Source organism: Pantoea sp. ARC270, assembly GCF_003236725.1.
Classification (GTDB): domain Bacteria; phylum Pseudomonadota; class Gammaproteobacteria; order Enterobacterales; family Enterobacteriaceae; genus Pantoea; species Pantoea anthophila.
In genome coordinates this window covers 50,479-71,972 of sequence record NZ_PUGA01000012.1, presented here as the reverse complement: position 1 = coordinate 71,972, position 21,494 = coordinate 50,479, and the positions used below count along the sequence as shown (strand labels likewise).

The 21,494-nt window shown below is 57.9% G+C and carries 24 protein-coding genes; 13 read left to right on the top strand and 11 right to left on the bottom strand.

The annotated features are described in order from the left end of the window. Positions 1-92: 92 nt before the first annotated feature. Positions 93-1,781 carry an aspartate:alanine antiporter gene (locus tag CKF42_RS08350; RefSeq protein ID WP_009091191.1) on the bottom strand — a complete coding sequence of 563 codons (1,689 nt, stop codon included), beginning with the start codon at positions 1,779-1,781 and terminating at the stop codon, positions 93-95. 258 nt (positions 1,782-2,039) lie between these two features. Here CKF42_RS08350 and ybjM point away from each other — a divergent pair, with 258 nt between their 5' ends. Beyond that, positions 2,040-2,405, top strand: a complete 366-nt coding sequence (gene ybjM / locus CKF42_RS08345) for an inner membrane protein YbjM (RefSeq protein WP_009091189.1) — start codon at positions 2,040-2,042, stop codon at positions 2,403-2,405. Positions 2,406-2,484: 79 nt separating this feature from the next. On the opposite strand, the gene CKF42_RS08340 is transcribed toward ybjM, so the two are convergent. After that, a complete protein-coding gene (locus CKF42_RS08340; protein WP_046101502.1) occupies positions 2,485-2,748 on the bottom strand; it encodes a GrxA family glutaredoxin in 264 nt (87 codons plus the stop codon). A gap of 253 nt (positions 2,749-3,001) precedes the next feature. On the opposite strand from CKF42_RS08340, the gene CKF42_RS08335 reads away from it, so the two are divergent. From CKF42_RS08335 to rlmC, 10 genes are all read left to right on the top strand, one after another. Then, positions 3,002-3,253, top strand: coding sequence for a DUF1418 family protein (locus CKF42_RS08335; RefSeq protein ID WP_046101503.1), 252 nt, complete (start codon positions 3,002-3,004; stop codon positions 3,251-3,253). Positions 3,254-3,269: 16 nt separating this feature from the next. Continuing rightward, positions 3,270-3,992, top strand: coding sequence for an oxygen-insensitive NADPH nitroreductase (gene nfsA, locus CKF42_RS08330; RefSeq protein WP_009091183.1), 723 nt, complete (start codon positions 3,270-3,272; stop codon positions 3,990-3,992). Between the two features lie 20 nt (positions 3,993-4,012). Beyond that, positions 4,013-4,915 (top strand): 30S ribosomal protein S6--L-glutamate ligase, encoded by a 903-nt coding sequence (rimK, locus tag CKF42_RS08325; RefSeq protein WP_009091181.1) that lies wholly within the window; start codon positions 4,013-4,015, stop codon positions 4,913-4,915. Positions 4,916-5,002: 87 nt separating this feature from the next. After that, complete coding sequence (locus CKF42_RS08320) at positions 5,003-5,482, top strand: YbjN domain-containing protein (RefSeq protein WP_009091179.1); 480 nt, start codon at positions 5,003-5,005, stop codon at positions 5,480-5,482. Positions 5,483-5,862: 380 nt separating this feature from the next. Further along, positions 5,863-6,972, top strand: coding sequence for a spermidine/putrescine ABC transporter substrate-binding protein PotF (gene potF, locus CKF42_RS08315; protein ID WP_009091178.1), 1,110 nt, complete (start codon positions 5,863-5,865; stop codon positions 6,970-6,972). 122 nt (positions 6,973-7,094) lie between these two features. Beyond that, on the top strand, positions 7,095-8,228 hold the full coding sequence (potG, locus tag CKF42_RS08310) for a putrescine ABC transporter ATP-binding subunit PotG (protein WP_009091176.1): 1,134 nt from the start codon (positions 7,095-7,097) through the stop codon (positions 8,226-8,228). A 9-nt stretch (positions 8,229-8,237) separates the two neighbouring features. Continuing rightward, the gene (gene potH, locus CKF42_RS08305) at positions 8,238-9,200 is read left to right on the top strand and encodes a putrescine ABC transporter permease PotH (RefSeq protein ID WP_009091174.1); all 963 of its coding nucleotides are present in this window, start codon (positions 8,238-8,240) and stop codon (positions 9,198-9,200) included. Then, on the top strand, positions 9,197-10,042 hold the full coding sequence (gene potI / locus CKF42_RS08300; RefSeq protein ID WP_111207963.1) for a putrescine ABC transporter permease PotI: 846 nt from the start codon (positions 9,197-9,199) through the stop codon (positions 10,040-10,042). Before potH ends, potI begins: the two co-directional genes overlap by 4 nt. A 75-nt stretch (positions 10,043-10,117) precedes the next feature. Next, entirely contained in the window at positions 10,118-10,585 is a 468-nt protein-coding gene (locus CKF42_RS08295) for a YbjO family protein (RefSeq protein WP_111207962.1), read from the top strand. A gap of 41 nt (positions 10,586-10,626) precedes the next feature. Next, entirely contained in the window at positions 10,627-11,760 is a 1,134-nt protein-coding gene (rlmC, locus tag CKF42_RS08290) for a 23S rRNA (uracil(747)-C(5))-methyltransferase RlmC (protein WP_111207961.1), read from the top strand. A 31-nt stretch (positions 11,761-11,791) separates the two neighbouring features. Here rlmC and CKF42_RS08285 read toward each other — a convergent pair whose 3' ends face one another. From CKF42_RS08285 to CKF42_RS08260, 6 genes are all read right to left on the bottom strand, one after another. Further along, positions 11,792-12,523, bottom strand: coding sequence for an arginine ABC transporter substrate-binding protein (locus tag CKF42_RS08285; RefSeq protein ID WP_111207960.1), 732 nt, complete (start codon positions 12,521-12,523; stop codon positions 11,792-11,794). A gap of 115 nt (positions 12,524-12,638) precedes the next feature. After that, on the bottom strand, positions 12,639-13,307 hold the full coding sequence (gene artM, locus CKF42_RS08280; RefSeq protein WP_111207959.1) for an arginine ABC transporter permease ArtM: 669 nt from the start codon (positions 13,305-13,307) through the stop codon (positions 12,639-12,641). After that, positions 13,307-14,023: an arginine ABC transporter permease ArtQ gene (gene artQ, locus CKF42_RS08275; protein ID WP_111207958.1), complete on the bottom strand. Its 717-nt coding sequence runs from the start codon at positions 14,021-14,023 to the stop codon at positions 13,307-13,309. The genes artM and artQ overlap by 1 nt, the downstream gene beginning before the upstream one ends. A gap of 6 nt (positions 14,024-14,029) precedes the next feature. Further along, positions 14,030-14,761 carry an arginine ABC transporter substrate-binding protein gene (gene artJ, locus CKF42_RS08270; protein ID WP_009091160.1) on the bottom strand — a complete coding sequence of 244 codons (732 nt, stop codon included), beginning with the start codon at positions 14,759-14,761 and terminating at the stop codon, positions 14,030-14,032. Between the two features lie 15 nt (positions 14,762-14,776). Beyond that, a complete protein-coding gene (artP, locus tag CKF42_RS08265; RefSeq protein ID WP_009091158.1) occupies positions 14,777-15,505 on the bottom strand; it encodes an arginine ABC transporter ATP-binding protein ArtP in 729 nt (242 codons plus the stop codon). Positions 15,506-15,711: 206 nt separating this feature from the next. Further along, positions 15,712-16,251, bottom strand: coding sequence for a lipoprotein (locus tag CKF42_RS08260; protein WP_009091156.1), 540 nt, complete (start codon positions 16,249-16,251; stop codon positions 15,712-15,714). Positions 16,252-16,357: 106 nt separating this feature from the next. On the opposite strand from CKF42_RS08260, the gene CKF42_RS08255 reads away from it, so the two are divergent. Beyond that, positions 16,358-16,678, top strand: a complete 321-nt coding sequence (locus CKF42_RS08255; RefSeq protein WP_009091154.1) for a heavy metal-binding domain-containing protein — start codon at positions 16,358-16,360, stop codon at positions 16,676-16,678. Next, positions 16,675-17,499, top strand: a complete 825-nt coding sequence (locus tag CKF42_RS08250) for an N-acetylmuramoyl-L-alanine amidase (RefSeq protein ID WP_111207957.1) — start codon at positions 16,675-16,677, stop codon at positions 17,497-17,499. The genes CKF42_RS08255 and CKF42_RS08250 overlap by 4 nt, the downstream gene beginning before the upstream one ends. A gap of 3 nt (positions 17,500-17,502) precedes the next feature. Here CKF42_RS08250 and ltaE read toward each other — a convergent pair whose 3' ends face one another. From ltaE to CKF42_RS08235, 3 genes are all read right to left on the bottom strand, one after another. Then, complete coding sequence (gene ltaE, locus CKF42_RS08245; protein WP_111207956.1) at positions 17,503-18,504, bottom strand: low-specificity L-threonine aldolase; 1,002 nt, start codon at positions 18,502-18,504, stop codon at positions 17,503-17,505. Positions 18,505-18,575: 71 nt separating this feature from the next. After that, positions 18,576-20,297: a ubiquinone-dependent pyruvate dehydrogenase gene (gene poxB, locus CKF42_RS08240; RefSeq protein ID WP_058957467.1), complete on the bottom strand. Its 1,722-nt coding sequence runs from the start codon at positions 20,295-20,297 to the stop codon at positions 18,576-18,578. A 219-nt stretch (positions 20,298-20,516) separates the two neighbouring features. Beyond that, entirely contained in the window at positions 20,517-21,416 is a 900-nt protein-coding gene (locus CKF42_RS08235) for a lysine exporter LysO family protein (RefSeq protein WP_111207955.1), read from the bottom strand. Positions 21,417-21,494: the final 78 nt, after the last annotated feature.

The following is a 21,494-nucleotide window of genomic DNA, read 5'->3' as shown; positions in this document are numbered from 1 at the left end:
GGGCTCCACAATCTGGGGATTTCAAAGAAAAGCAGTGGCACTTATTAGGACTGCCCGCTGACAAAAAAGTTCTGGACGTAGCCAAAAAATTTTTATAGGGGCAATATCGGCCAGACAATCACAATCAGTGTCCCGGCCAGTGTCAGTAACACGTTGGCGATGGCATAGGTCCCGGCATAGCCCAGCGCCGGGATATTACTGCGAGCCGTATCGCTGATAATCTCCATTGCAGGGGCGCAGGTGCGTGCGCCCATGATGGCACCAAACAGCAGGGCGCGGTTCATCCGCAGCACATAGGCACCAAACAGAAAGCAGATGATGACCGGAAGCAGGCTGACCAGCAGGCCGCACAGCAGCATCAGCGCACCATCGCTGCTCAGGCTGTGATTAATGCCGCTGCCGGCACTCAACCCCACTCCCGCCATAAACACCATCAGACCGAACTCTTTCACCATTGTCAGCGCGCCCTGCGGAATATAACCAAAGGTCGGGTGGTTGGCGCGCAGGAATCCCAGCATGATCCCGGCGAACAGCAGGCCGGCGGCGTTACCGATACCGAAACTGAAATTGCTGAACTGGAAGGTAATCAGACCAATCATCAGCCCCACGATAAAGAAGGCACAGAACGCCAGCAGATCGGTCATCTGACTGTGAATGGCGATAAAGCCAATGCGGTCCGCGACGCTTTTCACCCGGCGTGCCTCGCCGCTGACCTGCAGCACATCGCCTTTGTTCAGCATAATGCTGTCGTCGATCGGCATCTCAATCTGGCTGCGGATGACCCGGTTCAGGAAGCAGCCGTGATCGGTCAGGTTGAGCTTACTGAGGCGTTTGTTCACCGCGTTGTGGTTTTTCACCACGATCTCTTCGGTGACAATGCGCATATCCAGCAGGTCGCGGTCAAACACCTCTTTGCCGTTACGGAAGCTGGGATCGAGCCGGGCGTGCGCGTCGGGATAGCCGACCAGCGAGATATCATCACCCAGTTGTAACACCGCATCGCCATCGGGACTGGCGAGAATACCGTTACGGCGGATACGCTCGATGTAGCAGCCGGTCTGACGATAGATGCCGAGCTCACGCAGATTTTTGCCGCCGCTCCACGCCACCAGCTCCGGGCCAACGCGATAGGCGCGGATTACCGGCAGGAAAACTTTGCGCTGACTGTCTGCATCCAGACCGCGCTCGCGGGCGATCTGCTGGGCGCAGGTAGGCAGATCCTGATGTTGCAGGCGGGGCAGGTAACGGGCACCAAAAATCAGGCTGACCAGGCCAATCAGATAGGTTACGGCATAGCCCAGGCTCAGCTGATCCTGCATCAGTCCAAGCTGTTTAGGATCGCTGATGCTCTGCCGCAGCGTATCGCCTGCGCCCACCAGCACCGGCGTTGAGGTCATGGAACCGGCCAGCATCCCGGCGGTGAGGCCAATATCCCAGCCGAAGAGCTTGCCGAGTCCCAGTGCCAGCAGCAGCGCGCTGACCACCATGACGATGGCGAGCATGAAATAGTTTTTGCCGTCGCGAAAGAAAATAGAGAAGAAGTTAGGGCCGGCTTCGACGCCGACACAAAAAATAAACAGCATAAAGCCCAGGCTTAATGCATCGGTATTGATGGTGAAATGCTGCTGCCCTAATAAGAGCGAAACCACTAATACGCCAATCGAATTTCCCAGCTGAACTGAGCCGAGACGCAACTTACCCAGACAGAGGCCGAGCGCTAAAACGACAAATAATAACAAAATGTCATTTCCGCTTAACAATCCTGCGACGTTAATATTCACTGTTTAACTTCTTGTTTACTTGTAACCTGTTGAAGAGTGGCCTGTTTTTCGCTATCTTGAGCAGGCCGTTGAGGTGCTGTTGTATCAGTACTGCAAATGGAACCTTTTCCGCGGCGCTATTCTAATCACAAATATCTTCTACAGCCATTGGCTGTTTTCATTCGTTGTCACAACGAACTGTTTCTTTTTATTTCCATCTGAACGCAGCAGGGTTATCAGCAGGTTATTGTCGGGATTACTTTTAATCAGTGGGGTGGTATGCCGCAGCGCTCTTATCTCTGGACGACCCGCCTGTGCGGCGTGGTGTTGTACAGTCTGGTGTTTGTTTTTACCTGTCACACCTGGCAGGTGGGGCCAGGCCCGCTTCGCGGTCAGCCCGAATTACTGCTCTTTATGCTTCCCGGCATTCTGATGGCGCTGCTGCAGGTGGAGAGCCCGCTGAAAAGCACGCTGCTGATGGGGCTGTGGGGGACGTTACTGGCCGCGCTACTGCTGAACAGCAGCCTCTTTATCCACGGCAACGGATTTTTTGTGCTCGCCTGGAGCCTCAGCGCGCTGTTCTGGGCAGGCTGCGGCGCCTTACTGGTGCGGCTGATGCAGATCGTGATGGCGTCACTTAACTAAGCTCAGCCGTGCTGCTCACGCCCGAAAGTAAAAAGGCGAGACACTGGTGTCTCGCCTTTTTTATCGAGGCTTTCCGCCCCTATGCGGCAAAACCCAGATTCTCTTTGGTCCAGGCCGCAAACTCGGTGTAACCACCGATATGTTTTTCATCCACAAAGATCTGCGGCACGGTAGAAACCGGTTTGCCCGCACTCGCTTCCAGATCGGCTTTAGTGATGCCTTCCGCCTGAATATCGACATACTGATAGCTAAAATCGTCCCGCTCGGCAGTTAGCTTATCAGCCAGTTCATGAGCGCGAACACAGTAGGGACAGCCTGGACGACCAAAAATAACAGCAATCATAGAAAACTCCTTGCAGCGACTGTTGTGTGATGTACGTCACACAACTAAACAGAGAATGGCAACCATGATGCCCGCTCGTATCGCTTAAAGAAAGCAGGATTTGCCTGTTAGTCTGATGCCCGCACGCTATGTTAAGCGTCAGGAAGCGTCTGAAACAGAGGCTTTTTTGCCGGTGCGGCGGCCACAGCCCGCGCAAATTTTGGGTTGTTGACCATAATTGACCCTCAGTAGCCCGTGAAGGCAGGAGAGTGTGATGCAGAGTGTAGCCAGATTACCGCGATTTGTGGTGGTGATGGAGGCGGCTGGCGGCCTGTTAATTCTGGGGGCGCTGCTGCTAATAAACCACTGGCTGCCTGTGCCAGGTCTGGCTGAGCCAAAAACGCTGGCCACGCTGCTGTTTATCGCCGGGGTCGTGCTGATGCTGCCCGCCGCCTGGCTGTTGATGTGGCGCACCGCAAAAGCGATAGCCCCACAGCTGTTTAACCAAACCGATAAAAGAAAATAATGTTGCTGGAGACTTTATGACACCGACCATTGATTTACTGTGCAGCCACCGTTCAATCCGCGCCTTTACCGACCAGCCGGTCAGTGAAGCGCAGCGCGAAGCGATTATTACTGCGGCGCAATCGGCGTCCACATCCAGTTTTCTGCAATGCTCCTCCATTGTCCGCATCACCGACAAAGCGCTGCGCGACAAGCTGGTCACGCTGACGGGCGGACAAACCTGGGTCGGAGAGGCTGCCGAATTCTGGGTCTTCTGCGCTGACTTCAATCGTCATCTGCAGATTTGCCCGGATGCCCAGCTGGGTCGTGCCGAGCAGCTGCTACTGGGCTGCGTCGACACCGCGCTGATGGCGCAGAATGCAATGGTGGCCGCAGAGTCGCTGGAGCTGGGCGGCGTCTTTATCGGCGGGATCCGTAACAACATCGCCGAGGTGACCGAGCTGCTGGGCCTGCCGAAATTTGTGCTGCCGCTCTTTGGTTTCTGCCTGGGTCATCCGGAGTCAAAGCCGGACGTGAAACCGCGCATGCCACACGCCATGCTGGTGCATGAAAACCGCTATCAGCCACTGGATAAAAACGTGCTGGCCGAATACGATAGCCGCACTGAACTCTATTATCAGCAACGAGACAGCAACCAGCGTAGCGAAACCTGGAGTGAGCTGATTCAGCGCCTGATCATCAAAGAGACACGCCCGTTTATGCTGGATTATCTGCATCAGCAGGGCTGGGCAACACGCTAAGCCAGGAGCGGAGAGCAGAGATGAAAATCGCCATTTTGTCCCGTGATGCCACGCTTTACTCCAGTCGCCGGCTGCAGGATGAAGCGGTAGCTCGCGGTCATGAGGTGCAAATCATCGATCCGCTCTCCTGCTATATGAACATCAATCCGGCCTCTCCGGCGGTTCACTATTGCGGTGAACCGCTGGGCCATTTTGATGCGGTGATCCCGCGCATCGGCAACGCCATCACCTTTTACGGAACGGCGGTGCTGCGACAGTTTGAGATGTGCGGCAGTTACACGCTGAATGCCTCCGCCGCGATTACCCGCACCCGCGACAAATTACGCTCGCTGCAGCTGCTGGCGCAGGAGGGCATCGACATGCCGGTTACCGGCTTTGCCTCCTCACCCGATGACACCGACGATCTGATCGCCATGGTGGGCGGCGCGCCGCTGGTGGTAAAGCTGGTGGAGGGCACGCAGGGTATCGGTGTGGTGCTGGCGGAAACGCGGCAGGCGGCAGAAAGCGTTATCGATGCCTTTCGCGGCCTCAACGCCCATATCCTGGTGCAGGAGTTTATCAAAGAGGCCCGGGGACGCGATGTGCGCTGTCTGGTCATCGGCAATCAGGTGGTGGCGGCGATTGAGCGGGTAGCGAAAGAGGGCGATTTTCGCTCCAATCTGCATCGCGGCGGCAAAGCCTGTCCGGTGGAGATAACCCCTCAGGAGCGGGAAATTGCGGTGAAAGCCGCCGCTACGCTTGGGCTGGAGGTTGCGGGTGTCGATATTCTGCGCGCGCATCGCGGTCCGCTGGTGATGGAGGTTAACGCTTCCCCCGGTCTGGAAGGTATTGAAACCTGCAGTGAACTGAACCTCGCCGCGCTGATGATCGCGCGCATTGAACAGCAAACCATCCCCGGGCTCCGTCCTAAAACCGCAGGCTGAAACGCGCTTTTCAGCAGTTTTCGTGGCATCGTCGCCCGTTTTTCCGTAAGCTAAGTCGCCTGTTTATCACCCCACTGGGATTTTACGATGGATTCTCTTGTCGTTCCGGATATCGACCTGTTGCGTCGCTGGCTGGATCAGCAAAATATCACCTGGTTCGAATGCGATGCCTGTCAGGCACTTCATCTGCCGCACATGCAAAACTTTGATGGGGTGTTTGACGCCAAAATCGATCTGGTCGACAACGTCATCCTGTTCTCGGCGCTGGCTGAAGTAAAGCCCACGGCGCTGATTCCGCTGGTCGGCGATCTGTCGCAGATCAACGCCAGCTCGCTGACGGTAAAAGCGTTTATCGACATTCAGGATGACAATCTGCCGAAGCTGATTGTCTGCCAGTCAATGACGACCACCGCCGGATTAACGTTTGGTCAGTTCTCGCACTTTATGAAACAGAGCGAAGAGCAGATCTCGATGGTGATCCTGGAAGCCTTTGCCAACAATCTGCTGATTGTCGGCGAGGAAGAAGAGCACGTTGCGGTCTCCAGCGTGCATTCGGTGCTGCACTAGCCCGACCCCTCCAGACTAAGCCGTCCCTGAGACGGCTTTTTTATACCCGCCGCCTGCCGCCACCTTTTTTTATTCTGCATTTTGCCCTTTAATGCCAGATATCTGTCGTCGTTTATGCCATCAAAGCCGAACCTCATAGCTCAAACATGCATAAAATATCGGTTTCAGGCGTTTTTTACGCTGGGGTCTGGTGCAGCATGAGCAGGGGGGCTATGCTTGCGGGGCTGTAACAGGCGCGTAACTGCGCTTCAGATATAGGATTTTGCTATTAAACTCCCGCTGAATAATGATTCATTGTGTCACTGACGTCCTGTACAGAACGCAATGCAGGGATCTCAGGTTTGCAGCGTTGTTATGACCCGCTCAGGAGGATGGAAAACATGTTCAACTCACGTCAGAAATGGCTGTCAGCTGTGGTAGCGGCTTCGCTGATGGTCGCGTCGGCCAGCAGCATGGCGGAAGATAAAACGCTGCACGTCTACAACTGGTCCGATTATATTTCGCCAGATACCGTGCCGAACTTTGAAAAGCAGTCCGGCATCAAGGTTGTCTACGATGTCTTTGACTCCAACGAAGTGCTGGAAGGCAAACTGATGGCGGGCAGTACCGGCTACGATGTCGTGGTGCCATCCTCCAGCTTCCTGGCGCGTCAGCTTCAGTCCGGGGTATTCCAGCCGCTGGATAAGAGCAAACTGCCGAACTACAAAAACCTCGATCCGGCGCTGATGGAAAAAGTGGCGCAGCACGATCCGGGTAACAAATATGCGATTCCTTACCTGTGGGGCACCACCGGCATCGGCTATAACGTCGACAAGGTGAAGGCCGCGCTGGGAACCGATGCGCCGCTCAACAGCTGGGACCTGGTGATGAAGCCGGAAAACCTTGAGAAGCTGAAAAGCTGTGGTGTCTCATTCCTGGATGCGCCGGAAGAGATTTTCGCTACCGTGCTGAACTATCTGGGCAAGGATCCTAACTCTTCGGATGCCAAAGATTATTCCGGTGCGGCGACAGACCTGCTGCTGAAGCTGCGTCCGAATATCCGCTATTTCCACTCGTCTCAGTACATCAACGATCTGGCCAACGGCAATATCTGCGTGGCGATCGGCTGGTCAGGTGACATCCTGCAGGCGAAAAACCGTGCGGATGCAGCGAAAAATGGTGTGCACCTGGGCTACAGCGTGCCGAAAGAGGGGGCACTGGCCTTCTTCGACATGATGGCGATTCCGAAAGATGCGAAAAACATCGACGGCGCCTATGCCTGGCTGAACTACATCATGGATCCGAAAGTGATCGCTGATGTCTCCAATAAAATGAACTATGCCAACGGCAACAAAGCGTCACTGCCGCTGATCAATGCCGACATCCGTAACAACCCGGGTATCTTCCCGACGCCGGAAGCGATGTCGAAATTGTTTGTGCTGAAAGTCCAGGATCCGAAACTGGATCGTGTGCGTACGCGTGCATGGACTAAAGTAAAAAGTGGTAAGTAGTTCGTCCCGAACGGATTGACCTGTCACGTAACAGCAACAGAGGCGCAGTGTCGGCCTCTGTTGTGCCATTTTAGCGGCGGATTTTGCCGCGATGTTCCGCCTGGCTCCGGAGAGAGATAGTAGTGAACGATGCCATTCCCCGTCCTCAAAACAAAACCGCAAAGGCGTTAACGCCGCTGCTGGAGATTCGCAATCTGACCAAATCCTTTGACGGCCAGCACGCCGTGGATGATGTCAGTCTGACCATTTACAAAGGTGAAATTTTCGCGCTGCTGGGCGCGTCAGGCTGCGGCAAATCAACGCTGCTGCGGATGCTGGCCGGATTTGAGCCACCGACCAGCGGCCAGATTGTGCTGGATGGTCAGGATCTGTCGCACGTGGCCCCCTATCAGCGCCCGATCAATATGATGTTCCAGTCCTATGCGCTGTTCCCGCACATGACGGTGGAGCAGAACATCGCCTTTGGCCTGAAGCAGGATCGCCTGCCGAAAGGGGAGATCGCCAGCCGGGTCGCCGAGATGCTGTCGCTGGTGCACATGCAGGAGTTTGCCAGACGCAAACCGCACCAGCTCTCCGGCGGGCAGCGTCAGCGTGTTGCGCTGGCACGCAGCCTGGCGAAGCGGCCTAAACTGCTGCTGCTGGATGAGCCGATGGGCGCGCTGGATAAGAAGCTGCGTGACAGGATGCAGCTGGAGGTGGTCGATATTCTGGAGCGGGTTGGTGCGACCTGCGTGATGGTGACGCACGACCAGGAAGAGGCGATGACCATGGCCGGCCGTATCGCGATCATGAATCGCGGCAAGTTCGTGCAGATCGGTGAGCCGGAAGAGATCTATGAGCATCCAACCAGCCGCTACAGCGCCGAGTTTATCGGTTCGGTTAACGTCTTCGAAGGCTTGCTGCGTGAACGTCAGGCGGACGGCCTGGTGATCGACAGCCCCGGCCTGATGCATCCGTTAAAAGTCGACTCCGATGTCTCGGTGGTGGATAACGTCCCGGTTCATGTCGCGCTGCGTCCGGAAAAAGTGATGCTGTGCGATGAGGTGCCTGCCGATGGCTGCAACTTTGCGGTGGGTGAGGTGGTTCACATCGCCTATCTTGGCGACCTCTCTATCTTCCACGTCCGTCTGCATAGCGGACAGATGATCAGTGCACAGTTGCAGAACGCGCATCGCTACCGCAAAGGGCTGCCCACCTGGGGTGACGAAGTCCGCCTCTGCTGGGAAAGCGACAGCTGCGTGGTGTTGACGGTTTAAGGAGCGGCTATGAGCCAGATTTTCCAACGCGCCAAAGCGCCCGCCCGGCTGGTCGGCACGCCACTGCAACGCTGGGCCACCCGGGTCAAAATGCAGCATGGCCGCAAGCTGGTCATTGCGCTGCCTTACCTGTGGCTGGTGCTGCTGTTTCTGCTGCCCTTTCTGACGGTGCTGAAGATCAGCTTCGCGGACATCGCGCGGGCGATCCCCCCTTACACCGAGCTGGTGAGCTGGGCGGACGATCAGTTCAGCATTGTACTCAACTTTGGCAACTACCTGACGCTGACCGACGACCCGCTCTACATCGACGCCTATCTGCAATCCCTGAAGGTAGCGGCGATTTCGACGGTCATCTGTCTGCTGATTGGTTATCCGCTCGCCTGGGCTGTTGCACACAGCAAGCCGTCGATGCGCACGATTCTGCTGTTACTGGTGATCCTGCCGTCGTGGACCTCCTTTCTGGTGCGCGTTTACGCCTGGATGGGGCTGCTGAACAATAACGGGATTCTCAACCGTTTTCTGATGTGGCTCGGCGTGATCGATCATCCGCTGGTGATCCTTTATACCAACACCGCCGTCTATATCGGTATCGTCTACTGCTATCTGCCGTTTATGGTGCTGCCGATCTACACCGCGCTGACCCGTATCGACTACTCGCTGGTGGAAGCGTCACTGGATCTGGGGGCGCGTCCGCTCAAAACCTTTTTCAGCGTCATCGTGCCGCTGACTAAAGGCGGCATTATCGCCGGATCGATGCTGGTCTTTATCCCGGCGGTCGGGGAGTATGTGATTCCTGAACTGCTGGGCGGGCCGGACAGCATCATGATTGGCCGTATTCTGTGGCAGGAGTTCTTCAATAACCGTGACTGGCCGGTGGCCTCTGCGCTGGCGGTGATTATCCTGCTGATCCTGATTCTGCCGATCATCTGGTTCCATAAGCATCAAAACCGTGAAATGGGAGAGAAGGCATGAATAATCTGCCCACCATTCGCTCACCCTGGCGAACCGGTATTCTGGTCTGCTGTTTCCTGTTCCTCTATGCGCCGATGCTGCTGCTGGTGGTTTACTCCTTTAACAGCTCACCGCTGGTGACGGTGTGGGAGAATTTCTCTTTCCACTGGTACAAGGTGCTCTTCCAGGACAGCGCGATGATTGATGCGGTGCTGCTGAGTCTGAGCATTGCCGGGCTTTCCGCCACCATGGCTGTGGTGCTGGGCACGCTGGCGGCGGTCATCATCGTGCGCTTCGGGCGGTTCCGCGGACATAACGGGTTTGCCTTTATGCTCACCGCGCCGCTGGTGATGCCCGACGTGATCACCGGACTGTCGCTGCTGCTGCTGTTTGTGGCGATGGGCAACGCCTTTGGCTGGCCCAGCGAACGCGGCATGCTCACCATCTGGCTGGCACACGTGACCTTCTGTACCGCCTATGTGGCGGTGGTGATCAACTCGCGTCTGCGTGAACTGGACCGCTCGATTGAAGAGGCGGCGATGGACTTAGGCGCCACGCCGCTGAAGGTCTTCTTCGTGATTACCGTGCCGATGATTGCGCCGGCTATCGTGACCGGCTGGCTGCTGGCGTTTACCCTGTCACTCGACGATCTGGTGATCGCCAGCTTTGTCACCGGGCCCGGTGCCACCACGCTGCCCATGGCGATCTTTGCCACCGTGCGGCGCGGCGTGAATCCGGAAATCAACGCGCTGGCGTCGCTGATTCTGTTTGTGGTCGGTTTAGTGGGTTTTATCGCCTGGCGGGTAATGGCGAACGAAGAAAAACAGCGTTTAAGCGATATTCAGAAAGCTAAACGTGGCTGAAATCGTTAACCTTTGCCACTATATGAACGGGCCGGTTTAACCGGCCCGTTTTTCGATCGGGTGGAGCCACGGACTATGTCAGAAATCTTTAAAAGCAGTGCCACGCTTTCCGATGCGCCGGTGCCGGTCAGTGTGGCGGGCATTGCCATCATTGCCACCCGCGGCCTGAGCGTCCTGATGCTGGCCAATGAGCTGGGCTACAGCGAAATCGCCAACTTTGTTCACCGCAGCGCTCAGTCCTGGGACTCTACGCTTATCTTTATCGCCAGCCAGCTGATCTTCCTGTTTGAGCTGCGCTGCGCCTTTACCCTGATGCGCGGCAGTAATGCCGGACGCTGGGGCTATGTGGCGACCCAGGTGCTCGTGCTGGGCTACATGTTGGTGGCCTCGCTGGGCTGGATCTACCCTGAGATTTTCAGTATCGACGGCGACAACAACGTCCAGATTATTCACCACACCCTGACGCAGAAAATCCCCGATCTGCTGGTGCTGATGCTGCTGTTTCTGCCTGCCAGCAGCCGCGCTTTTTTCAGAAAGCGGTGATACAATCGCGCTCCGCCCGACCCGATCGTTAAGGCTTTACCATGCACTGCGCGCTTTATGACGCCAACCGTTGCCGCTCCTGTCAGTGGCTCGACAAACCCTATTCCACTCAGCTCAGCGACAAACAGTCACTGCTGGAACAGCTGCTGGCTGAACAGCCGGTCGCGGCCTGGTTGCCGCCGGTGGTATCACCGCAGCAGGCGTTCCGTAATAAAGCGAAAATGGTCGTCAGCGGCAGCGTTGAGCGTCCGGTGCTGGGCCTGTTGTCCCGGGAGGGGGAGGCGGTCGATCTGTGTGCGTGCCCGCTCTATCCGGACAGTTTTCAGCCCGTCTTTGCCGCACTGAAACCTTTTATCGCGCGTGCCGGGCTGACGCCCTATAACGTGGCGCGCAAGCGTGGAGAACTGAAGTTTCTGCTGATTACCGAAAGTCAGCAGGGCGGTATGATGCTGCGCTTTGTCCTGCGATCGACGGCGAAGCTGGAACAGCTGCGTGCGGCGTTGCCGTGGCTGCAACAGCAGCTGCCACAGTTGACGGTCATCTCTGCCAACATTCAGCCGGTACATATGGCGATTCTGGAGGGCGATGAGGAGATAGCGCTGACGCCGGATCAGTCGCTGGCGGAGAACTTCAATGGCGTGCCGCTCTGGATCCGTCCGCAGAGTTTCTTTCAGACCAACCCGCAGGTTGCCAGCACGCTTTATGCCACTGCCCGCGACTGGGTCCGCGCACTGCCGGTCAACAGCATGTGGGATCTCTTCTGCGGCGTGGGCGGTTTCGGTCTGCACTGTGCGACACCGGCGATGCAGCTGACCGGGATTGAGATCAGCACCGAGGCGATTGCCTGCGCTCAGCGCTCCGCCGCGATGCTGGGGCTGGAGAAGGTGCAGTTTGCGGCGCTGGATTCGACGGCGTTTGCCACCGGGCGGGACGCGGTGCCGCAGCTGGTGCTGGTCAATCCGCCCCGTCGCGGGATTGGCAAGGCGCTGTGTGACTATCTGAGCCAGATGGCACCCGATTATCTGCTCTACTCAAGCTGTAATCCGCAGACCATGGCGCAGGATATCGCCCGACTGAGCGCGTATGAGATCACGAAGGTGCAGCTCTTCGATATGTTTCCTCATACCGCCCATTTTGAGGTGCTGACGCTGTTAACCCGCCGCCAGCAGCCGTAGATCGCGGAGGCGGGCGCTGCGATCGGGAGGCTTACTCCGGGAACCACTTCTGATTGAGCTGCTGCCAGCTGCCGTTCGCTTTCAGCGCGGCGAGCGCCTGGTTAAACTCATCGCGCAGCGCCGTATTGCCCTTACGTACGGCAATGCCAAGGCCGGTGCCAAAGTAGTCCGTGTCGGTCACATGCTCACCGACCGTAGCCAGCTCCGGATTGTTCTTCAGCCACTGATTCACCACCGCGCTGTCGCCAAATACCCCATCCAGCCGGCCACTCTTCATGTCGAGAATCGCATTCTGGTAGCTGTCATAGGCCACCACTTTCACTTCCGGATGTTTTTCCTGCAGGTACTTCTGGTGCGTGGTGCCGTTTTCCACGCCGATGCGCTTGCCTTTCAGGTCGCTGAATTGACTGAACTGGCCTTTACGGGCGATCACGATCGCTGAGTTCGCATAGTAAGGCTGGGTAAAATCGACCTGTTTGCTGCGCTCTGCGGTGATATCCATGCCGGAGATGACCGCGTCATAGCGGCGGAACTTCAGGGAAGGGATCAGGCTGTCGAAGGCGTTATTGGTAAACGTACACTCCGCTTTCATCTGCTGACAGAGCGCTTTAGCCAGATCGATATCAAAACCCACCAGGTTATTTTCCCCGTCGAGAGATTCAAACGGCGGATAGGTGGCGGAAGCGGCGAAGCGAATTTTTTCCGCTGCCTGAGCGGTGATCGCCAGTGACGCCAGCGCCGCGGCAATAATCCATTTTTTCATTGTAAAAATCCTGTGTTGTGGTCAGCCAGAGAAGGCGATACCCTGCCACAGATTGAATGTTTATGCAATTATTGTGATTTTCCAGGCGGGAAGGGCGAGCGAGCTCGCCCGGGGATCAGCTGCGTCTTTCAAAGGCCAGCGCACGTCTTTCGATCAGTCGCATCATCAGCGTCAGCAGACCGTTCACGCAGAGATAAATCAGGCCGGCTGCGGCATAGACGGTGACGTCATAGGTCCGGCCATAGAGCAGCTGACCGTGGCCCATCACTTCCATCAGGGTGATGGTGTAGGCCAGTGAGGTGCCCTTGAAGACCAGCACCACCTCATTGGAGTAGGAGGAGAGGGCGCGTTTAAATGCATAAGGCAGAAGAATACGCAGGGTATCTTTTCGGCGCATGCCGAGCGCTGCACACGACTGCCACTGCCCGGCAGGGATCGCTCGCACGGCACCGTAGAAGAGCTGGGTGGTATAGGCTGCGCTGTTCAGCGACAGGGCCAGCATCGCGCAGAGCCAGGGCTGTGAGAGTAAATGCCACAGCCAGGGGATCTGCTGAAGCGAGGGAAACTGTCCCGGCCCGTAGTAGATCAGGAAGATCTGCACCAGCAGCGGGGTGCCGGTAAACAGCGTAATAAATCCTTTTACCAGCGGCGAAAACAGCGGGGTTTTCAGTGACAGCACCACGGTGAAGAGCAGCGCAAGCAGCAGGGCCAGGATCAGCGAGGCCGCGGTGAGCGTCAGACTGGTGTGCAGCCCTTTCAGGAGTTCAGGCAGGTAAGCCAGCATTAGCTGTTCCCCCGTTCAAAGCGGGTAGTGCGCAGTTCGATGCGGCGCAGTACCGCCTGGCTGAACAGCGTAATCACTAAATAGATTGCCGCCGCCACAAAGAACCAGGTAAAGGGCTCCTGGGTGCGGGTAGCGATACTTTTGGTCTGCAGCATCAGATCGTTAACGCTGATCAGCGAAACCAGGGCGGTATCTTTCAGCAGAACCAGCCACTGATTGCCCAGACCGGGCAGGGCATGACGCCACATCTGCGGCATAATCAGCCGCAAAAAAATGGCCGATTTTTTCATGCCCAGCGCCTGGCCCGATTCCCACTGGCCGACCGGAACCGCTTTCAGCGCGCCGCGCAGCGTTTGTGAGGCATAGGCGGCATAGAGCATCGCCAGCGCAATCACGCCACACAGGAACGGACTGACATCGAAGTTCTCAATCTGCATCTGCACCGGCAGCTGAAACAGGCCGAAGTTAAGCGTGAAGCCGTCGGACAGGGTCAGGAGCAGCTGAGAGGCACCGAAATAGATAAACAGCACCACCAGAATTTCCGGCAGGCCGCGAATCAGGGTCACCAGGCCGGTGCCGATCCACGCCAGCGGTCTGAGGCGCAGTGACTCCCAGCCAGCAAACAGCATCGCCAGCACGAGGCCAGCGATGAGAGCACAAACGGCAAGGCCGACGGTCATACCGGCGGCGCTTGCAAGGGTCATCATTTCATTCATCAGAGATTACTGCTGGAACCATTTGCTGTAGATGGTTTTGTACGTCCCGTCAGCTTTGATCTTATCCAGTGCGCCGTTGAATTTGCTCTGCAGCTCGGTGTTACCGGTGCGCACCGCGATGCCCAGGCCGGTACCAAAGTAGGCTTTGTCCGTTACTTTGTCACCGACAGCCGCCAGCGCAGGGTTCTGCTTCAGCCATTCGTTGACCACGGCGGTATCACCGAACACGGCATCAATACGGCCATTTTTCAGATCCAGAACGGCATTCTGATAGCTGTCGTAAGGCACAGTGGTAATTTCGCTGTGTTTTTCCGTCAGGTACTTCTGATGGGTGGTGCCGTTCTGAACGCCTACGCGCTTGCCTTTCAGCGCCTCAACGCTGGCCACTTTGCCTTTCTGGGCAACAAACAGCGCTGAGTTGTCATAGTAAGGCTTGGTGAACAGGACCTGCTTTTCACGCTCCGGAGTAATATCCATGCCGGCCATCACCGCATCAAAGCGGCGGAACTTTAGGCTTGGGATCAGGCTGTCGAACGCCTGATTGGTAAAGGTGCAGGTTGCGTCGATCTCTTTACAGAGCGCATTGGCCAGATCGACATCAAAGCCCTGAATCTTATTGTCCGCATCCACAAACTCAAACGGAGGATAGGAGGCTTCGGTAGCAAAACGAATCGTCTGCGCCGCCGTAGCGGTCAGGCTAAAACCAGCGAGCAGTGCAGCAAGTACCATTTTTTTCATTTTTAGCATCCTGACTTAGTGCGAAAGATAGTGAGCAAACGCCTCGGTTTGCGGCTGTGTAAAGCGGCTGGCATCGCCCTGTTCCACAATATGACCGTTCTCCATGTAAACCACGCGGCTGGCGGTTTTACGTGCCACTTCCACTTCATGGGTCACGATCACCTGGGTGATACGGGTCTGCGCCAGTTCGCGAATAATTGAGACAATCTGTGCGGTAATTTCGGGATCCAGCGCGGCGGTTGGCTCATCGAACAGCAGTACCTGCGGCTCCATCATCAGCGCACGGGCAATCGCCACGCGCTGCTGCTGACCTCCTGAGAGGTGGAGCGGAAAGCGGTCGCTGTAAGGGGTCAGACGCAGCCGGTCAAGCAGCCGGTCGGCGCGGGCGCGGGCATCGCTCTTGCTGAGCCCCAGCACCCGGCAGGGCGCTTCCATTAGATTCTGCAGCACGGTGAGATGCGGCCAGAGATTATATTGCTGAAAGACCATACCCACGTTCTGACGCAGCTCCCGAATCGCGGCATCGGAAGGCTTCTGACTGAAGTCGAACTGATTACCGGCAATCTGCAACTGACCTGAACGCGGCTGCTCCAGCAGGTTGAGGACCCGCAGCAGGGAACTCTTGCCAGCGCCGCTGGGGCCCAGCAGCACCAGGGTCTCGCCCTGAGGGCACTCAAGGTTGATGTCGAACAGCGCCTGATGAGCACCGTAGAAGCAGTTTATTGCGTTTAGTTGAATACTCATGCGCCAGATTTGAATAGCTATTAGTGCCGCGGATTTTAACGTCACCAGAATAGTTATGCAATTCAGGCGGGTTAAAATTTGTAAAACAGGGGGTAAACAGCAAAAGCTTAGCAGAAAATCATGCCCTCTCCGGGGGGGGCTGGCAGGGTGCAGAGATAAAAAAAGCGCGGCAGTGAGGCTGGCCGCGCTTCTCATGACTGTCTGATCTATTTTCGCGTTTTTTCCAGCATCTGGCTCAGGCTGCCACCGTCGGCATGCGCAGGATTTCCCATGTAGCGCACGTCATCCACCACCCAGCAGCTGCCCTGATGGATCATCAGCACTTCATCCTGCCACTGACGGTTGTCACGGCTCAGGTCAACCCGCAACGGAATGTTGCGCGCATCGCGGTTCGGAATCGTTGAGGCATCGGCCACGCTGGCGGCTGTCGGACCCTGCGAGAGGCTGGAGAAGATATCGCCATTGCGCCACTGCGCACCGGCGTTGCTGCCGCTGGCCGCCTGTAACGCACGATAAAGCGCGTCACTCAGGTAGGGACGGTATTTCGCCAGCGTGTTGCTGTCGGGCAGTCCCGGCACCGGCTGTTCGATCCGCAGGTCATAAAACTGCTGAGCGACCTGGTCAGGACCGCCCTCAATGCAGGGCGCGGTTCGCGGCCCATTATCCTTAATCACGGGCTCCACGGTGGTACAGGCGCTGAGCAACAGGGCAGCCGGGATCATCAGCGCAAACGCATTGTTTCTCATCTCGATTTCCTTATGGTTCTCTGGCAAGGTGCCTTTTTTAGCATAGAGTATAGCCATGCTTTTTAGTCGATAGAGCCTTAGTCCGGTTTTCAACAAGGAGAATGCGATGAAATTTTCAACCACCCCAACTCTGGAAGGTCACAGCATCAGCGACTATTGCGGCGTAGTCACCGGTGAAGCGATTCTGGGTGCCAACATCTTCCGTGATTTTTTTGCCGGGATCCGCGACGTGGTCGGTGGCCGTTCCGGTGCTTATGAGAAAGAGCTGCGCAAGGCGCGCGAGATCGCTTTTGACGAGCTGGAAGCGCAGGCGAAAGCGCTGGGCGCCAACGCTGTGGTCGGCATCGACATTGATTACGAAACGGTGGGCAAAGAGAGCAGCATGCTGATGGTCAGCGTCACCGGCACGGCGGTGATCCTGCGTTGAGACGCCTGCTGTTGCTGCTGACGGCGCTGCTGCTGACCGGCTGCCAGACCGGCATAGAATCCCGCGACGGCTACTGGGCCGACCTGCGGCATCCGGCACAGGGTGCGCGCCCACGGGTGAAGGTGATCGTGATCCACTACACGGCCGAAGACTTTTCGTCGTCGCTGGCAACGCTGACGGATCGGGAGGTCAGCGCGCACTATCTGATCCCCCGTCAGCCGCCACAGCGCGCCGGGAAAGGGATTATCTGGCAGCTGGTGCCGGAGCAGCAGCTGGCCTGGCACGCCGGGCCCAGCTTCTGGCGCGGGGCCACCCGTATCAATGACACCTCGATTGGGATTGAACTGGTGAACCGGGGCTATCGTCGCACGCCGACCGGTCCCGAATGGCAGCCCTTTACGGTTGCACAGATGACGGCGCTGGAGGCGCTGCTGCGGGATATTGCCCGGCGTTACGCGATCCCACCGGAAAATATCGTTGGCCACAGTGATATCGCGCCGCAGCGCAAGCAGGATCCGGGGCCGTGCTTTCCCTGGCAACAGCTGGCGCAGCGCGGACTCGTTGCCTGGCCGGATAGCCGTCGGGTGCAGTTCTGGCTGGCTGGCAAGACGCCGCACGCGGCGGTGCCCGCAGAGCAGGTTCTGACCCTGTTAAGCCGCTACGGCTATCCGGTGAGTGACGGGATGAGCGCGCGTGAGCAGCAGAAGGTGATTGCCGCCTTCCAGATGCATTTCCGGCCCGCGGATTATCGTGGGCTGCCTGATGCTGAGACGGCTGCGATAGCCGCCGCGCTGCTGGAACGCTATGGCGCGGCGCAGTAGCCGTTACTGCTGCAGAAACGCCTTCCAGTGTGCGACCACCTGTTCCAGCGCGGCACGATCCGTATCCAGATGGGTGACCAGACGGGTGCGGGTGCCCGCGCTGATTAATACCCCACGCGCTTTCATCCACTCGCCCAGCGGCCTGACCTGCGCCTCCGGCACGGCAACAAACAGCATGTTCGTCTGCTGCTCAATGACGTTGACACCCAGCTCATGCAACTGCTCACCCAGCCAGGCGGCATTGTCATGATCTTCCTGCAGCCGCGCCACGTTGTGTTCTAACGCGTAAAGGCCGGCTGCCGCCAGAATGCCCGCCTGACGCATGCCGCCGCCAGTCATTTTCCGCCAGCGACGTGCGCGCTCAATCAGCGCCGTGTTGCCGCACAGCAGGGACCCCACCGGTGTCCCCAGACCTTTTGAGAGACAGATAGTGAGACTGTCGCAGTAGCGGGCAATCGCCGCCAGCGTGGTCTGCTGCGCCACCACCGCATTAAAGATCCGTGCGCCATCAATGTGCAGCGCCAGCTGATGCGCGCGGGTAAAGGTCCAGGCCTGTTCCAGATAAGCCAGCGGCAGCACTTTACCGTGATGGGTGTTCTCCAGACTCAGCAGTCGGGTGCGGGCAAAGTGAATATCATCCGGCTTGATAGCGGCCGCCACCACGTCGAGCGGCAGAGTACCGTCCTCGCTGGCCAGCACCGGCTGGGGCTGAATACTGCCCAGCACCGCCGCGCCACCCGCCTCATATTTGTAGTTGTGCGCCTGCTGACCCACGATATATTCATCGCCGCGTTCACAGTGGCTCAGCAGCGCCACCAGGTTTGCCTGGGTACCGGTCGGAAAAAAGAGCGCGGCGGCTTTGCCGCTGAGTCGTGCCGCCTCCGCCTCCAGCGCATTCACGGTCGGATCGTCACGGTAGACATCATCACCGGTTTCGGCAGACATCATCGCGTTCAGCATGGCGGCGCTGGGCCGGGTCACGGTATCACTGCGTAAATCGATCACCTTATGCTCCTGAACGTAGCGGAAGACAAAAAAAAGGCGGGCATCGCGCCCGCCTGGATGGAACCCCTGTTTTACCGCAGCCAGTTGGTTTTCGCCAGTTCTACCACTTCATCCCCGCGACCGTTCATAATGGCGCGCAGCATGTAGAGGCTGAAGCCTTTGGCCTGCTCCAGTTTGATCTGCGGCGGCATCGCCAGCTCCTCTTTGGCGGTGATGACATCGACCAGCACCGGCCCGTCATGAGCAAATGCCTGCTCCAGCGCGCCATTGAGTTCTGACGCTTTCTCCACCCGGATCCCTTTGATGCCGCAGGCCTGAGCGATGGCGGCAAAGTCGGGATTGTCCAGTTCGGTGCCGTCGGTCAGGTAGCCGCCCGCTTTCATCTCCATCGCCACAAAGCCCAGCACGCTGTTGTTGAAAATCACCAGTTTCACCGGCATTTTCAGCTGCGCCAGCGAGATAAAATCGCCCATCAGCATGCTGAATCCGCCGTCGCCACACAGCGCCACCACCTGACGATTCCGATCGATGGACTGCGCGCCCAGCGCCTGCGGCATGGCGTTTGCCATCGAGCCGTGGTTAAACGACCCCAGCAGGCGACGTCTGCCGTTCATCTTCAGGTAGCGCGCCGCCCAGACGGTAGGCGTGCCGACGTCACAGGTGAAAATCGCATCCTCGCTGGCGTAGTGGCTGATCTGCTGCGCCAGATATTGCGGATGGATAGGCTGTTTGTCATTGGGCTGTGCCAGCTCATCCAGACTTTTCCTCGCCTCACGATAGTGCTTAACGGCGCTGTCGAGATGGGTACGATCGTTTTTGTGCGTCAGCTGCGGCAGCAGCGCCTGCAGGGTGGTTTTCACGTCACCGACATAGGCCTCATCAACGTGACAATGCGATCCCAGGCTGCCGGGATTGATGTCGATCTGGATGATGCGCGCCTTTTCCGGATAGAAAGCGCGATAGGGGAACTGGGTACCCAGCAGCACCAGCGTCCCGGCGTTCATCATGGCGTGGAAGCCCGATGAGAAGCCAATCAGGCCGGTCATCCCGACATCATAAGGGTTATCATATTCCAGGTGTTCTTTGCCGCGCAGCGCATGCACGATAGGGGCCTTCAGCGCTTCGGCCAGCGCGACCACTTCCTGATGTGCTCCGGCACAGCCACTGCCGCACAGCAGCGTAATGTCGCTGGCGTCGTTCAGCGTACTGGCCAGCTGAGCCAGTTCGGCAGGCTGCGGCAGAACCTGCGGCAGCTGCGGTGGATACCACTCGGTGCGGGCGCTCTCCGGCGCGGGCTGCAACGCGATATCGCCGGGTAAGACCACCACCGAAACCCCCCGGTTCAGGATCGCTTTACGCATCGCGATGCCCAGCACCTGCGGTAACTGCTCCGGATTGGAGACCAGCTCGCAGTAGTGGCTGCATTCGCGGAACAGCTCCTGCGGATGGGTTTCCTGAAAATAGCCGCTGCCGATTTCGCTGGAGGGGATGTGCGCGGCAATCGCCAGCACCGGCACGCGGTTGCGGTGGCAATCGAACAGACCGTTGATGAGATGTAAATTGCCCGGCCCGCAGGAGCCGGCGCAGACCGCCAGTTCGCCGCTGATGTGCGCTTCTGCGCCCGCCGCAAATGCCGCTACCTCTTCATGGCGCGTCGGCATCCATTCGATGGTGCCCATGCGATTAAGGCTGTCACTCAGACCGTTCAGGGAGTCCCCGGTGACGCCCCAGATGCGTTTTACGCCCGCGCTTTCCAGCGTTTTGGCGACCAGCGCCGCCACGGTTTGTTTCATGCTCTTCTCCTTTGTCGGCTTGCCCTGATGTATGACGTGACCAGAACTGAAAAAAGAAGCGTAGACGACACGGCAGAAAAGCAGGCGTGAAAAAATGCGCTGGCAGCGCCGGGGGCCGGGCAGAGGACGGGCCATTTTTCACCTCTGACCCTGTTCCCTGCGCGTTGCGCTTATTTATCGCGGCCAGGTAAATGGTGACCTGCGCATTTCAGACAGGGATCAGGCAGAGAAAAGGGCGATCAGAATCGGGGCCAGCAGGCTCATCACAAAGCCGTGTACGATGGCCGCCGGGACAATCTCATTGCCGCCCGCCCGCTGCAGCACCGGCAGGGTAAAGTCCATCGAGGTGGCGCCGCACAGGCCCAGCGCGCTCGAGCGATGGCGGCCAATCAGCGCCGGGATCAGCATGATCGCCACCAGTTCACGCACCAGGTCGTTGAAGAAGGCGGCACTGCCGATGACCGGGCCAAAGGCTTCGGTCATCAGGATCCCGGAGAGGGAGTACCAGCCAAAGCCGCTGGCCAACGCCAGACCGGTTTTCAGCGGCATGCCAAGCAGCAGCGCGGCGATCACGCCGCCAGCCAGCGCGCTGACCAGCACCACGCTGGCGACCAGCAGGCCGCGGCGGTTCAGGATAATCTGACGCAGCGTCATCCCACTGCCGCGCAGCTGAATACCGACCAGGAACAGCAGAAAGATCAGGGCATATTCGCTGGCCGTCGAGGCGTTATGCAGCAGCGGCCACTGCGTCAGGCCGAGCAGAAAACCGATCACCACCACGCCGCAGAGTTTCAGCGAGTCCAGCGCCATATGCAGCCGTGACGGCAGCTTCTCCTGGCGATGCGCATGCTGCCAGGGGGCATATTTTTCCAGTCCGCGCAGTGCCAGCAGGTTACAGATCAGGATGCAGAATGCAGCCACCAGCGCGGTGTGAAACACCGCCAGCAGATTGCTGCTGAGGTTGTCGAGAAAGGCCAGGCTGATGCCCATAAAAAACAGAATGACGTAAACCATCCAGCCCAGAAGCTGGTTGACCCGGCGCAGGGTCGCAGTCTGTCGGAAGGGTAACAGCCAGCCCGCTACCAGCGGCAGCAGAATAATCAGAAGTCCGGAGTACATAACAGCAGGTTCCATCCCTGGGAAAAGAGGCGACAAGCTAACGAAAAAGGGTGACAGAGTAAACCCCGAAAACGCGGC